The 15,276-nt window shown below is 36.7% G+C and carries 12 protein-coding genes and 1 pseudogene; 1 reads left to right on the top strand and 12 read right to left on the bottom strand.

Annotation, left to right across the window (positions count from 1 at the left end; genetic code table 11):
* Position 1 precedes the first annotated feature (1 nt).
* The gene (gene tuf / locus A9G41_RS13285) at positions 2-1,186 is read left to right on the top strand and encodes an elongation factor Tu (protein WP_065582082.1); all 1,185 of its coding nucleotides are present in this window, start codon (positions 2-4) and stop codon (positions 1,184-1,186) included.
* A gap of 679 nt (positions 1,187-1,865) precedes the next feature.
* On the opposite strand, the gene A9G41_RS13280 is transcribed toward tuf, so the two are convergent.
* The 12 genes and pseudogenes from A9G41_RS13280 to A9G41_RS13230 form a co-directional block, all read right to left on the bottom strand.
* Entirely contained in the window at positions 1,866-3,191 is a 1,326-nt protein-coding gene (locus A9G41_RS13280; protein ID WP_179854702.1) for a hypothetical protein, read from the bottom strand.
* A 609-nt stretch (positions 3,192-3,800) separates the two neighbouring features.
* Positions 3,801-4,922 carry a fatty acid desaturase family protein gene (locus A9G41_RS13275; RefSeq protein WP_065582084.1) on the bottom strand — a complete coding sequence of 374 codons (1,122 nt, stop codon included), beginning with the start codon at positions 4,920-4,922 and terminating at the stop codon, positions 3,801-3,803.
* Positions 4,922-6,046, bottom strand: coding sequence for a fatty acid desaturase family protein (locus A9G41_RS13270; RefSeq protein WP_065582085.1), 1,125 nt, complete (start codon positions 6,044-6,046; stop codon positions 4,922-4,924). Before A9G41_RS13270 ends, A9G41_RS13275 begins: the two co-directional genes overlap by 1 nt.
* Positions 6,036-7,142, bottom strand: a complete 1,107-nt coding sequence (locus tag A9G41_RS13265) for a sterol desaturase family protein (RefSeq protein ID WP_075539802.1) — start codon at positions 7,140-7,142, stop codon at positions 6,036-6,038. The genes A9G41_RS13270 and A9G41_RS13265 overlap by 11 nt, the downstream gene beginning before the upstream one ends.
* Positions 7,143-7,152: 10 nt before the next feature.
* A complete protein-coding gene (locus A9G41_RS13260) occupies positions 7,153-7,773 on the bottom strand; it encodes a phosphatase PAP2 family protein (RefSeq protein ID WP_218837714.1) in 621 nt (206 codons plus the stop codon).
* Entirely contained in the window at positions 7,770-9,059 is a 1,290-nt protein-coding gene (locus A9G41_RS13255; protein ID WP_065582087.1) for a F390 synthetase-related protein, read from the bottom strand. Before A9G41_RS13255 ends, A9G41_RS13260 begins: the two co-directional genes overlap by 4 nt.
* Positions 9,056-9,862 carry an MBL fold metallo-hydrolase gene (locus tag A9G41_RS13250; protein ID WP_065652607.1) on the bottom strand — a complete coding sequence of 269 codons (807 nt, stop codon included), beginning with the start codon at positions 9,860-9,862 and terminating at the stop codon, positions 9,056-9,058. The genes A9G41_RS13255 and A9G41_RS13250 overlap by 4 nt, the downstream gene beginning before the upstream one ends.
* 1 nt (position 9,863) lies before the next feature.
* Entirely contained in the window at positions 9,864-10,871 is a 1,008-nt protein-coding gene (locus tag A9G41_RS13245) for an NAD-dependent epimerase/dehydratase family protein (protein WP_075539801.1), read from the bottom strand.
* Positions 10,868-11,881 carry a 3-oxoacyl-[acyl-carrier-protein] synthase III C-terminal domain-containing protein gene (locus tag A9G41_RS13240; protein ID WP_218837713.1) on the bottom strand — a complete coding sequence of 338 codons (1,014 nt, stop codon included), beginning with the start codon at positions 11,879-11,881 and terminating at the stop codon, positions 10,868-10,870. Before A9G41_RS13240 ends, A9G41_RS13245 begins: the two co-directional genes overlap by 4 nt.
* 262 nt (positions 11,882-12,143) lie before the next feature.
* A pseudogene (locus A9G41_RS14815) lies at positions 12,144-12,338 on the bottom strand (integrase core domain-containing protein); the annotation flags it as partial.
* Between the two features lie 19 nt (positions 12,339-12,357).
* On the bottom strand, positions 12,358-13,374 hold the full coding sequence (locus A9G41_RS13235; protein ID WP_065582090.1) for a hypothetical protein: 1,017 nt from the start codon (positions 13,372-13,374) through the stop codon (positions 12,358-12,360).
* A gap of 29 nt (positions 13,375-13,403) precedes the next feature.
* Positions 13,404-14,741 carry a YwqJ-related putative deaminase gene (locus A9G41_RS13230; protein WP_075539800.1) on the bottom strand — a complete coding sequence of 446 codons (1,338 nt, stop codon included), beginning with the start codon at positions 14,739-14,741 and terminating at the stop codon, positions 13,404-13,406.
* Positions 14,742-15,276: the final 535 nt, after the last annotated feature.

Raw genomic sequence — 15,276 nt, 5'->3', positions numbered from 1 at the left:
GATGTCTAAAGAAAAATTTGAACGTACAAAACCCCACGTTAACGTTGGTACAATCGGCCACGTTGACCATGGTAAAACAACTTTAACTGCAGCAATTACTTCTGTTCTTGCTAAAAAATACGGCGGTCAAGCTCGTGCATTCGATCAAATCGATAACGCACCAGAAGAAAAAGCACGTGGTATCACCATCAATACTTCACACGTTGAATACGATACACCAACTCGCCACTATGCGCACGTAGACTGCCCAGGCCATGCTGACTATGTTAAAAACATGATCACTGGTGCGGCACAAATGGACGGTGCTATCTTAGTCGTAGCGGCAACTGATGGTCCTATGCCACAAACTCGTGAGCACATCCTTTTAGGTCGTCAAGTAGGTGTTCCTTACATCATCGTATTTTTAAACAAATGTGATATGGTTGATGACGAAGAGTTATTAGAATTAGTTGAAATGGAAGTCCGTGAACTTCTATCTCAATACGATTTCCCAGGTGATGACACACCAGTAATCCGTGGTTCAGCGCTTAAAGCATTAGAAGGCGAAGCAGCATGGGAAGACAAAATTGTTGAATTAGCTGAAGCATTAGACAGCTATATTCCAGAGCCAGAGCGTGATATTGATAAACCATTCCTATTACCAATTGAAGACGTATTCTCAATTTCAGGTCGTGGTACAGTAGTAACTGGTCGTGTTGAACGCGGTGTAATCAAAGTGGGTGAAGAAGTTGAAATCGTGGGTATCAAACCAACAACTAAAACCACTTGTACTGGTGTTGAAATGTTCCGTAAATTACTTGACGAAGGTCGTGCGGGTGAAAACGTTGGTGTATTACTACGTGGTACAAAACGTGAAGAAATCGAACGTGGTCAAGTACTTGCAAAACCAGGTTCAATCACTCCACATACTGATTTTGAATCAGAAGTGTATATCTTAAGTAAAGATGAAGGTGGTCGTCATACTCCATTCTTCAAAGGTTACCGTCCACAGTTCTACTTCCGTACAACTGACGTAACAGGTACGATTGAATTACCAGAAGGCGTAGAAATGGTAATGCCTGGTGATAACATCAAAATGACAGTATCATTAATTCACCCTATCGCGATGGCTGAAGGTTTACGTTTTGCGATTCGTGAAGGTGGTCGTACTGTTGGTGCTGGTGTGGTTGCTAAAGTTATTAAGTAATCTGCCTGCTACTATAAAGAGTAACCAACTGTTACTCTTTACCATCAATCAAAAAGTGCACAGTGTGCACTTTTTGGATAACCGCTATTTATTTTATAAAAAAATATCAAGCCCGATGTAACCTATTGTTTCAACTTCCGATAAAGCCAAAATCAGTTCTTTTCGAAAAGATCCCCTATTACCAAGATTAGCTATATTTATAATCAATCATAAATAAACATTAGTTGCTTTTCTAGTATTCTTTATTAACTTCGAATGATCGTGCGCTACCAACAAGCTAATTACCTCATTTTTCCGCTGCGTTCACTAAGCGTCCTTCGTGGTATGTCGATATAACTATTTTTCATAAATTATTAAGTTAAAATTGCCAACAAGCTAATAGCCCAAACCGGCTTTTTTCAACTTCTAACAAACGCTTGCTTATACTCGCATAAAGAAATGCATACACCAAAATCAACCTATTTTTAGCGCATCCTTAGCATCATAAAATTTTAGTTTTTATTTATGCTTAAGTATTTACGTTAAAATATATGTTGATTGATTATTAGCGTGCAAAAAAATTCTTCATGGAACAACAGCACACCGCCATAATTGCGTTGGAATTTTAGCTTTTCTTTCACTTTCACTGTTAGCGAAACATTCTACATATCATTCTATTTATATCATATTCAAAATGTTTTTATTCTTTACAAACGGCATAACCTTTCCAATAATCCTCAATCATAGCAATAAAACCATCATGATTATGTACAACATGGGAAATTAGCTTTCCGTCAACTACCTGTGAATCAGAGGTCCAGTATCTAGAGGTAAAATTAGGCGGTGCATAATATTCTTGCCATTCTGAATCAGGATAAGACGATTTTGTCGTCCATCCCCACTCACTAAAAATTGAATCACCTATTGCTCGGGTATAACTATTAGAACGAGTAAGTTCATCAAAACCTAATTTTGCGGTATCACCATCATATCGAGGAGAATTAGTTAATTGAGCACGACTCAACATATTTTGTAATCCTCCACAGTGTTGTTTCACAGCCTCAAATTCTCCGCTAAAATTTTGTGGCACCCCCCAAATAGAAGTTGGGCTAAAATGATAATCATGAATGACTGATGTATCTCTTTTTAAGATCGCTCTTACTGTAACACGCCCCGAAGGCTTATTATTCAGTTTTACTATACCATCTTGATCAATAGAAACGGCTCCACCTGAATTACTCACCACTTGGTAACGATAGTCGGTTTGAGCCCCCGTCATAACTAACTGAAATTTTGCACCTGGAAACCCTGTTGTTGGGAAAGTGCTTAATGAAACTGTAGGTTTTGCTTTAAAACCATAATTTGGTACATAATCCTGAGTATAACCACCACCCACAAGTGGATGTCTACTGGAATATTCGGGCCGATTAAAATAATAGGCGCCAGTTGCTAAATCCATTCCAATCCATTGATATTCTGGGTGAACAATTGTGGAATTTGGTTTTGCATAACAAATTTGTGATATGGGCGCTATCTGATACGTTTTGGCTAGAGCAATAGGTTCACTTTCTTTTGGGATCCCATACGCTGAATACGTTTTGACATTAGTTTTAATGATGAGTTTTAATGGCATTGCATAACCACTGCCACAACCTATGATTTTTTTCTTATCATCACCCTCTATCCGTTTTCCTGTATTGTCATACCACCAATAATAGGTCGTTTCTAATTTAAAAGGAGCGCTTGGATCGGCATTATCGCCATCAATATCACGGTAATTTTTCACTTTATCCAAATTCTTGGAATCATATTTTGAAATAGTAAAATCATTAAACGTTAAATTGCCGTCAAACTCTTTAATTTCACTCGCTTTTATATTACCACTGGCTTCACTATAAAAAATACCATTCACCGTAAAACCTTGCTTATCTGCACTGGATAACGCTACAACCTCAGGCGCATTGCCTATAATAACATGAGTTGTGGTCGCACTAAGTGCCGAATGAGCATAGCTAGAAATTGCCAATTGTGAAAATAAAACCAATGTTGTTTTTTTAGTTAGCTTAGGCTTCAAGCTTGTGAAAAACGACGTCGCTTTAGTCGTAAGGTTTGGTAACCTAAATGAGTTAGGTTTAAAAACTCGGATTTTGTGATTATTTGAGAGATTTAAGACATAAAACTGACATGCCTGATGCCTGATGCCTGATGCCAAAGATGATACTGCATTTTGTACCGCCCGTCAATTAAATTTTTGTTTTCTTTCACTTTTTTAGAATCATCTGCTCACTTGATGAGCTTTTTTAATCGATAAAAGTATAACTGCAAAAAAAAATCTTGGCTAGTGCTTTGGGTGCTTTTTTGTAAAAAAATAGAAAAAAGAAGCCGATTTGTTCTTTTGTATTTTCGTGATTTTTCTAGTATTAGGATAGGTTAAAATAGCTGTATTTTGAGTATTTTAAATTTTGCTGGTAAAAAAAGTTATTGATAACAACAAATGCTAAAACACCTAAAACAACATAATTTACAAAATAAGTTTATTTTCCGTTTAAAAATCAGTCAGAAAACCCATTGATTTTATTGAAGTTTTTATTTTGGCATTTTAATAATAAAATCAAATGTTTATGTAAAGTTACAATCAATCCATCCGCTGTGCTTTTCCCATTTTTTTTAAAAAGACTTGCTGTTGTACAAATAGTTCATACAAAGTAATTTCGTGATAATCAATCTGATGTTGCTTGGCAATTTGTTGAATAATTTTCGTCAGGTGTTGATAGTGACGATGGCTGAAACCAGGATATATATGGTGAGTTAGATGTAAATTTAATCCACCTAACCAATATTCTAAAATGGGAAACTTTAATCGCCAATTAAGCGTAGTATTAAATACATGTTGTATCGAACCATGTGGCATAAGACCAAGTTCGGGCGCTTGATAAAAAGTCGCTTTTGCCCAGTGGGTGCCAAGAATCAGTATGACAAAAATCAGTGAAGCAAAAAATTGACTTAAACCATAGACAATGAGAATAAACCATAAACTAAATTGAGGACAAATATATATTGGAATAACAATAGCCAAACTAACATGTAAAGCCTTAATAACCAAAAAGGCAAACCAACCAACTATGCCATGATGGGTAAATTTGTTTTTATTAAAATTTAAGCCTAACCGATCTTGCCAATCAAACCACCAAATAATTGCAGGAAAGGTCATTCCTGCCACTAATGGCCAGTAATAATGCTGATAACGCATAAACCAATGGTGCACTTGGAAAGGTGTTTGCCTAAGCACGCCATTATACTCAATATCTAGATCATAATGTTCAATATTAGTAAAAGGATGATGCTGCACAACATGACGAATACGCCAGCATTCTGGATCAATCCCAAGTGGAATGGTAATTAGTCGATTAAGCCAAGTATTTGCGTTGCTTGATTTAAAAAATACATTATGTGATGCGTCATGCACCACATTAACCGCTAATAGTAGGGCGAGCGAACTAAACATAAAATAGCAAAGAGAGAATAGATATGCTGATTGTTGAAAAAGCGCGCAACAGTAAAATCCTATACACAGAACTAAGAGTAAACCTAACTTTAAATACATGCCACTATTTGCATAACGATGATCATTTTGGGAAAGTAAATAATCTTTTGCTGCCGTATTTAATGCTTCTCGCAATAATATATCTTGCTCATTACTAAACCGTAGTGTGGGATGTTGTGATTGTGGTTGCGGCTGTGATTGTGGCTTTTGCATTAGTCTGACTCTGAATAGGAAGTTTGTTTATTCGGATTTTGTGCCATTTTACGGATAAATTGTTGCTGTTGAGTGAGTAACTCAAGATAGCCTAACCTGCGATAAGGTAATTGATACTTTTGTGCTAATCGTTCAACAATTAGCATTAATGCTGGATAGTGGCGATGGCTCCACCCAGGAAACAGATGATGAGTAAGATGTAAATTTACCCCACCTAATAATTCGTTAAATATTTTGGGGGATGGGTACCAGTCACAACAGGTAGTAAATTGCTGGTAATACCAACCATGCTCTATTTTGCCATCTTTGGGTGCTGTATAAAATGCAGGATCGACCCAATGTGTCCCTAAGAGTAAGCATACAACAATTAAAGATGAAAGCATTTGTGTGATAAGATAAACCGATAGTACACCATACCAGCTAATATCCGCCGAAGATAAAATAAGTATCGGTAGCATTAGGGCTATGATGAAATGCAAAATTTTGCTACCTAAAAATAACCCCCATCCTGTGAGACTGGTTAAGTTTTTTTTGTCTGATGCTAGCGCAGTTTTACCTAATTGATCAGACCAATCAAATACCCAGGCAATATAAGGTAATGATAACCCAGCAATAAAAGGCCAATAAAACGACTGAAATCGCATGTGTGGGTACCATTTTTGAAATGGCGATTGGCGAAAGACACCATTCTCTTCCATATCAAGATCGTATTTGTCGATATTAGGATAAATATGATGATAATCAACATGCCTAACTTGCCAATAATGTGGATCAATACCCAAAGGTAATGTCACCAATCGCCCAAAAATGCGATTTGCTAGTCGAGTTCGAAAAAAAACATTATGGCAAGCATCATGTTGTGCATTAATATTGGCTAGCATGGCTGACATAACAAAACCAAAATAATAAAGCGCAAATAACCCGATAGTCACTTGATGTAAGCTGAAGAAATAACATACAGCACAAAGGAATAATAATAAGAAATTCTTAAACAATAATGAGCTATTAGCAAAACGATGATCGCCTTTTTGAGCCAAATAAGCTTCAGCTTCTGCCATTAATTCTTGATGAAATGGTTCATCATTATTGGTGTAGTGCAACTTAGGTGATGGTTTAGTTGGCATGATATTTTCCTATAAGCCACGTAACATAAGTGATTGAGCCATGTATTGTCATCAAGCCTGCAAATAATAGCCAGTAAAATGGTGGCCATTGCCAAAAGATGGCAAAAAATAGAGGGATCAACCAGCACAAGACAAACCAACTAACTATTCCCCAGTGTTTGCCTTCCGCCATGCCTCCTAAGGCAATACTACCCAATACCAAACAGCCAAATAATAGATACTGCGTCATGGTAACATTATGGTAACCGTAGCCATAATCATAGACGTAGCTTAATACCAAGCCAAATAGAAATAAGCCACCACTCACTAATAAACCATGCGGTAAGCGATAACGGGATAAACTAGGGGAATAAGGAATGTTGAATAATGCCATAAAAGGTAACATGCTAGCCCAAAAAGGGTTTTGTGACATAATGCCATGGCTACCATAGGTAATCGTTTTATCGACAGGCGTTGTTTCAAACGTACCGAAAAACTTATCCCAGAATATAAATGACCCTGAAAAATTATGATTAGCATAATAATAGTCTTTAAGATGATGGACTTTATGATGCGTTGGAGTAACCAAAATCTTTTCTAATATACCTAATTGTGGGGTAACAGCATTGTGATTAAAAAATTGAATCGAATAATGAAAGATCGACACGGCAATAAAAATTGGTGTTGGAACACCTGCAATAGCTAATAAGGCAAAAAATGGGATTGAAGTAAGCGATGAATACCACGAATTACGGATAGCTAAAGATAAATTAAAATGTTCGCCTTGATGATGCACCATGTGAATTGCCCACAATAGTGGTATTTTATGATGTAAACGGTGTTCCCAATAAAAACCAAAATCCCAAGCCAATAAGGTAAATATCCAAGTTAAAATGATCGGCACATGGATAAACAGATTAAAGCTAAAATGCGTATAAACAAAATGGTAGCAGACTAATTCAAGCCCACGAAACAACCAAAGCATTAAATGCCCTGAGTTTAAATTAAAAATAATATCAGACCAGTTAACGGTTACTTTTTTTATATATTGTAAAACGAAAGCTTCTGCAACAATCAAGATTAACATTATCACAAAAGGTAAAACTAAATCCAACATAATAAGATTCCTATTGTTCTAAATTTTGTTTAATTAAATAAGAAGATCCGTAACGCACACCATATCCCACCATCAACGCTAATGCGATCCCACCAAGAAAATCAACAAACAAGTGCCGCCTAAGTTGGATAATTGAAAAAGCAATTGCAATGCCCCACAATACCAATAATATATTACGCTGAGGATGACACTTATCTAAACTCCCCCAAATTGCAAGCAAGGTTAAAGTAATATGTAACGAAGGAAAGCAGTTAACAGGAACATCAATATCAATCAGTTTAGCTAATAGCCAAGAACTGATTGAAGTACCAGTATCGACAGGAAAATCCATCGAGGTCGGAAAAATAAGGTAACAAATCCCTGCAAGAAAGCCACTTAATATAAAACAGATAGACATCCAAAGTAAGCGATGATAAGGAGCGACTAAAAAACAAATTGGGATGATCAAAAAGAACGAAAGATAAAACCAAATAGCATGAGGTGTAAAGGCAATCGATTGGTCAATTATCGAAGGGGTAAGTAATGTCGGCTCGCCTTGTAGCTCACCCGCACTACGGTAAAATACCCCCACACTAAGCCATCCGAGCAATAAATAAGCTAATCGCATAAGACAAGGCTTTATTAACTTCATTGGCTACCTCGCTCACGAATGATCCGCCGTCTTTTTTGTGCAAAGTCTTTGGGTAGTGTAACAACTGGCGTAAGCTTCCAGATTAGCGCGTCAACCTTGGCACCTTGTTGAATAAAATGAGCCGTTAATGCCTGCTGACACTGGCTTAACTGTTCTTTTGAGCAACTGCCAATGAGTTCAATACATTGATCGTTGTGCTGAATCAGGCGGTAATCACAGGTTAGCGGTAAGGTATTGGCTATTACTCGACTGCAATAATCAGCAAAAATGGTTAATGGTTTCCCATGTTGATCTGTTAATACAAGCTGATCATCACATCGTCCTTCAATATGTGAAATCGCCATTCCTTGCCAGCCACATTGGCATGGCGTTTGGCTACGAACTAAAATATCATCTAATTGATAACGTACGATAGGCTGCGTTTGACGAGTAAAATCGGTGATAATTGGCATAAAACGATCTTCATCTAACCAATGAGGTTCAATATAGATAAACTCTTCATTTAAATGCAAAGTGCCTAGTGGACAGGTTGCAGCAAGAAATCCTTCGGTGGCTTGATAAACTTCAGCGAGCTGATTAAACGCTTGTTTGATAAGTTTTTTATCTTGTTCTTCGAGCACTTCTGCGACAGATATGACTAAAATAGGATTGACAGTTAACTTGTCGTTGAGTTTTTCGGTTGCAAGAGCGCGCAGTACCTGTGCAGGGGCAATAATAATAGTTGGTTGATAGTCATCCAGCGATTGGATCTGTTGTTGAAAATTATCAAACAACCCGTAAAAACGAAAGGTCAATCGATGACTATTAGTACTATGATAAAGATGATTATCAGCTCTTAAAAACAGTGCAACACGTTCTTCTTTCCATAGCCCGCGTGGCAACATTTTTGCCAGCATGCCTCCAGCCCAAATTTGTTGTTCTTTTGGACTAACCACAAAAATCCCTCGTTGCCCTGAAGTTCCTGAAGATAATCCCACACTAAACTTACCCATTTTGGCGCTAAAATCGCGCTTTTGCTCGCTTTGTTGGGCTAATGCCAATAACGCTTGGCTATTAAGATTTGCGGTATTCATTTGATCAAAATTCGCCATCATCAATTGTTTGTTCATCAGTGGCCAAGTATCAAAGGGTTGTTCAATAAATCGACTAAAGTAAGGGCTTTTGCTTAATACACGCTGTTTAAATTTTTCTAATTGTTTACGTTGATATGCTTCAAGATCAGCTCGGCAGCTAAATGTTAAGCGTTTGGTGCGCCAATAATACCAAAGTATTTTTAGTAGCCTCATTGTTCATCCTCATGGCTTAAATAAATGGTAACATTAGGTTGATAAGAAAGTTGGTGTAGTTGATTAAGGGTTTGATGATAGGCACGTGGATCGTCCATAATGAGTTGCGCCAAACGAGACGGCTTTTTTAACTCTTTATAATTAGCTTTAACCCATGCAGCATCGCTAGCCAAAAGTGTCCACCCCTCATCAGTCAAGATAAATGCGCCAATGTGACCAACTGCATGACCAGGTAAAGGCACTAAAATTACCTGCCTTTTGCTATTAGGTAAAATATAGCCATGCGTAAAAGGAGATAATTCAGGTGCTAAAGTGCAACACTCAAATTGTTCTAAAAAACTAACACGCTGTTCAAAATCATCAGGAACAAGATCGGGAACAAAACCTTGCTTAAGGGCAAAAAAGCCATGTAGCGGTTTGACCGTTTGCCAACCTTTTTGGGAACAAATAAAACGACTGTGAATAAAATCTTTCAATCCCGCAATATGATCACCATGAAAATGTGAGATAATCACATTTTGTATACTGGCAAGATCAATACCCAAAGTCACAAATTGCGCTTTTAATGATTCGTCTTGCTTTAGATAAACTGGGGTGGTTTTTTGATAAAGTTTGAATATGCCAGATTGGGTATATTGTTGAAAATAATCAGCATATCCAGTATCCCACAACCAGCGATAGCCATCAACCTCAATTAGCCAAGCACGTGCCGGAAACTGGCAAACATGAAATCCAGCCCCCCGCATAACCATACACGCAATATGAGTACAGTATCCAGCTTTAAATGGGATTATTTTTGCCATCTTATACCATTCCACTTTCCTGCAACCAGCGCGCTGTCAGCACAATGCTTTCATTAAGATCATATAAAGGTTGATAACCTAGACGTTTAATCGCCTGCTGTTGGCTTAAAGTCATATCAAAATATAATGTACCAACGCTATAACGCGTTAGTAGTGGTTCTTTATGAGTTAAAGCCGATACCCCCTCAAGCACAGTAGCGATACCGTAAAGTAGTGGATAAGGGAGTGAGCGAATTTTATAATTGAGTTGCAATTGATCAGTTAACAACGCCTTTAATAATTGATTAAGCTGACATGGTTGTTGATTAGTAATATTAAAGGCTTCACCCGACAATATTTTCTGTTGAGTTGAGGCCAAAAATAAAGCATAAACTACATTTAACACAAAGGTGAGATCCAAATAAGCTTGTCCTCCTGCTGGTAAATATAATATACCATCAGTACGTTTTAATAACGCGAGCATACGAGGAATAATCACACGATCATGTGGCCCAAATATACCTCTTGGCCTTAATATTAGGTAAATGGTTTCAAGATAGCGTGTAACACATGTTTGAATATGCTGTTCGGCTTGATATTTGGTATCAGCATAATGATTAGCAAAGCGTTTAGCTTGATATTCTTCAGAAATATGATGGTGGGATTTAAAATCAAAATAGATCGATGGTGTGGATACATGAATAAAGCGCTTAATCCCAAGTTGACCTGCAATATCGGCTAATTGTGAGGTCACTAAAACATTAGCCTGATAAAACCATTCATAGTTACCCCAAGGGGATGATAACGCAGCACAATGCCAAACTATATCACAATCTCTCAATAATTGGTGATAATCCATTTTGCTCGCCGTGACTAAATCAAGCTGAGTAAACGTAGCACCTAGCGCAACAAGTTGCTTCCCCACCTCATTATTGCGCCCTGTTGCATGCACTTGATGACCTTGTTTAAGCAACCACTCAACTGCATTACGACCTAAACCACTGGTCGCACCAGTAACTAAAAATCTCATGGCAATAAAATCATTCCCCCTAAAGTAACCCCAGCAGCAGTACCTATTAACATGGCAGGTTTACCAGAATTAAATCGTTTAGTTATTATTGCTTCATGCAATGCACTAGGTATCGAAGCGGCCACTTGATTACCGCGAAAGCGGTAGATATCAATTAGCACGTCACTTGAAACATTAAGTCGTTTACGCATATGTTCCAAAGACAAATGGCTAGCTTGATGAGGAATAACCGTGGCAATATCGGCAAGAGTTAAACCAGCTCGATTTAATAAGCGAGCTAAATATGGCTCAATTAACGATGATACCAGTTTAAATAACGGCTTACCCTGCATATGGAAAAGGCAATCAGTTTCATCCATCCCTGTTCTAAGATTTCGGTGGCTACCTCCACCGCGAATTTCACATAGATCAATACCATCGGTATAAGTCTCTAACAAACAAGAAAGAATACCACTGCGACCATCACCTTGTTCGACAATAGCACAAGCAGCTCCATCACCAAAGATAAATGAAGATTCTTCATCTTGCCAATCTAACCCTCGTGAAGCCAAATCTGCCGAAACAATAGCGATTCGCTTATAAGCACCAGAATTTAATAGCCCAGCAGCAACTTGTAACGCACAAATAAAGCTCACACAACTGCCATTAACATCAAAGCAGGTAATATTTTTGGAAAGTGAACTGGCTTTTAGAATATGGGTTGCGGTATATGGTAGGGCTTGGATAGGAAGTGCACAAGCTGAAATTAATAAGTCAATCGATTTTGCGTCTATATCACAACGCATTATAGCATCATTAATCGCTTGGGCGGCTAAATCGGCTTGACTCAATTGCTGATCAGCGTGATAGCGATAAAGGATACCTGAACGCTTAAGCGAATAACCAGCAGGTTTATTCAGCCTTTTATCTAATTCGTCCGCATCAAGTTTATTTGGCGGTAAAGCAATACCGGTTGAAATAATTTTAATAGGGATTACCGTTTTGTTTAGCACTTCATTGTTTTTTAACAAAAGATATACTCCAAAAACTATCTTTTGCCAATTATTATAGTACTCTATTTAATTCTAATAAACTTTTTTTAAATTATAGGTTATTAGCAAACAAAGACTAATGTTTTGCCGATTTTTTAATTTTAAAACTAATTCCACTTAAGTTGTATAACTTGATAGTGTTAAGTACACTGCTGTTTTCATTTTCTCCCGCCTCTGAATTGTAGATTTTGAAAAAGATAGTGTAAATACCCCAAACTTAGTTCACAACTCACATTGAAAATTAAGCTACCTGTTTTAGTATTTTATATTCAATCGGTGCCATATTATTTAACGCCTTATGTGGTCTTTCAATGTTATTCGTTAACCCATCTTCGGTTATTCTCCTTGCTTATCCTAAGTTGTTAAAAAGATATAAATCGAGCAATTCAGTGCGATAAGTACGATTAAATCGTTCAATATAACCATTATTCTGACTATCATGATTTTTTAATCTGTTAAGTAAGCTGTTGTTTTAAATCATCCGGTAAAAATGCCTGAAAATAATCAATTCTGCCGTCATTAAAGGTTATTTTGATATTGCTATTTTGTTGTAGGGCAAATAAGGCAAGCGCTTGTGCTCGATATTGCTGGTTTTGTTTTTCAGCATAAACGAGGTTCGTTTGATATACTGAAATCTCTCGATAATTTAATGTTTGTAAAGATGGTAATTCAGCTAATCTTGCAATGGTTGAAAGCTCAATATTTGCATAGCATAACTCAAGCTGTTTAACCTTATTTAAAAGCCCACGATCTAAGCATTGGTTAAATAATGAATCCTCAATTGACCAGATAGATAGGTTATCGGCAAATATATCTTGTTTTGCCAATAAATCATCAAAGGTTTTAAAATCAAGACCTAAATCATCTCGAGGCACTAATAGTGAGACATAAGCATAATCATCCTCAATAATTGCACGACTGATCTGTTTTTGCTCGTTGAAATATAATTTTATGTTGCCTGAATGATCTGTTCCTGCATAATCTAAATAGCGAGATTCAATCCTTTTATATGCATTATTTTCCCACTCCAATAACCACTCTCTATCTCCGATTGTTTCGGTAATATCGATATGCTTTTCTTCGTACTTTCTTATCCGTCCTGTACCATCAGGATAATAACTAATATCTTTTACAATCCAACCGTTAATGCATAGAGATTCACCCAATAGGAATCCTGAAGAGTAATCATAAAATAAACCAGTAAAAGGTTTTCCTTGATAAGTATAAGGAATATCATTCATTTCATAATCAAAGTCACCGCTATGTAGCAATTCATAATCGACTTTTGGCTGACCGTTAGCCTCAAAAAAGCCGTAATCTCGACTACCTGTAATAACGCCATCGGTGATTTCGTATACCTGATAAAGCTGATTGTCACGATGATCATAAGCTTCGCCATTAAATGGCGTATCGTTATAAAAGTAGTAATTACTGCGCTTTTCTAGTTGATTGAGTTCTATTCTGACTATCATAATATGGATTCCTTAATTTTTTACTCTATTTAATCATCAACCCTTCCGGTTGGAATGTGAATGCCTTTTGATTTGGATAGAATACCACTACAGTGTCGGCAGGCCGGGAATGCTTTACCTTGCTCATATTCGGTTAAGCGAATGGTATACACTTCAATTTTGTCTAGATATTCTTCAACATTTTTCCCTTTTGCCTCTAATTGTTGAAATACATTATTGGTGGATAGCACTTCAGCATGCATTCCCGGCAAGCCATCAATTATACGAAACTGTTGATTATTATCAATAAATTCTCTAATTAATCGTTCAGTGATTGGATGCATTTCAGCAAAGGCTGGGGTAACATTAGGATATAAGCTACTCGAATCTTGATAAGACTTCTTCAATAACGTCATATATGCGTCTGCATCAATAAATCGGTAATAAGTTGCATCGATCGCTTCAACAAGTTTCACTCTACCATTTTTTAACTCTTTATAATATGGCACTTCTAAATTATAAAAATTGGCTTGCGAAACAATTCCTTCCACCTCACAACGGGTTTGAGCTAAAGCTACACGCTTTGTGATATCTTTAGGTTTCATTCCACTATTTTTTAAAGCATTTAACTCATCTTCTAACTCTTTCTGACCTTTCTTTTTATTTGCATGGTTGGTATAAACCGTAGTTTTACTTTCGGATTCACTTGTGTTCGATTTTCTTGTACCTGAATCTAAATCGGTTGTGTCGGTAATTGCCCTCTTTTTTTCATTTAATGATGAGCGCTCTTTACCTTTAGTTAAATTTTTATTCAATACTGTATCAAAATATTCACCCGGTACCGCTTTTGCTTTGTTTTCCATACTTAATAGTTCCCACTTTTGTGGGTATATAGCAGATAACATTTTTTTTACGCCGTTATCATCAGTAATTTGGGCTGAAAGTATTTTGCTATATTGCGTATCTTTTGTGTATGGCATTAAACTGGGGATCTCATCAGCAATATTTGATACCGTATTAGGCGAAGCAGGTAATACCTGATTTTGTGTTTCCACTCTATTGGGTACTGGGGATGACTCTGTTTTTTGGCTCGGTATGTTGCTTGGTATCTCAGAGAGCGAATTTTCAATACCCGGTTTTGGGAAATGTTCTTCACCTGAAATATATCGATCTATCTTTTCCAGGCTCATCGTGGTTTTAGAGGGAGACGGATCATTCTTTAATGCAGTAAGATTTTTTTTGCTTCCGTGAATACTTATTGTGATAAGTATCCTATCCATGATGCCTCTTTTGATTAGTGCAGAGATTTTAGCTAATTTGATATCGGCTGGTAGCGTTTTATTGTGCATCACCGAATAAATGGCTTCGGCTAGTTCTTCAGTTATCAAAATGCCTTGTAATGAATCTGCACTTATTTGACCTATTAACGTGATTTTAACGGCTTGTTTTTGGCTAAGATTGGTTAATAATAGTGTTTAATATTAATGTGTTATATTAGTTAAACCAGTAAGTGATAACGATTTAATGCTTTGGCTGAATAAGGGCTGTAAGCCATTCGATGCTTTATGAATAATAATTTATTAATCTATTAAATTTAAAATGATTTAATATTGAAACGGTATATATTCCTGAATATTTTTTACAAAAAATGATTGTATTTTTGCACTAATAAAATAGGAGGGATAATGTTTATATAAAATCCTTATATAAATAGTAAATCCATTCAAACAGCCAGGGGAAAGTAAAAAGTGTAATATGTCATTTAATCGTGAGGTATCATCCGTAAATATTGAGTGGTTACAAAGATAGGGGTTGAAGATTAACTGCTTGATATAATCAATATAATAAGGTGAGCGCATAAAGCGATTTTTGATAAAATGCCTTATGCGTTTTTAGTGAATTATTTTAATTATGAAGTGTAAA

The organism is Gilliamella sp. Nev5-1 (assembly GCF_001690895.1).
GTDB lineage: Bacteria > Pseudomonadota > Gammaproteobacteria > Enterobacterales > Orbaceae > Gilliamella > Gilliamella apicola_C.
The sequence above is the reverse complement of the archived record's forward strand: the minus strand, read 5'-3'. Positions and strand labels throughout refer to the sequence as shown.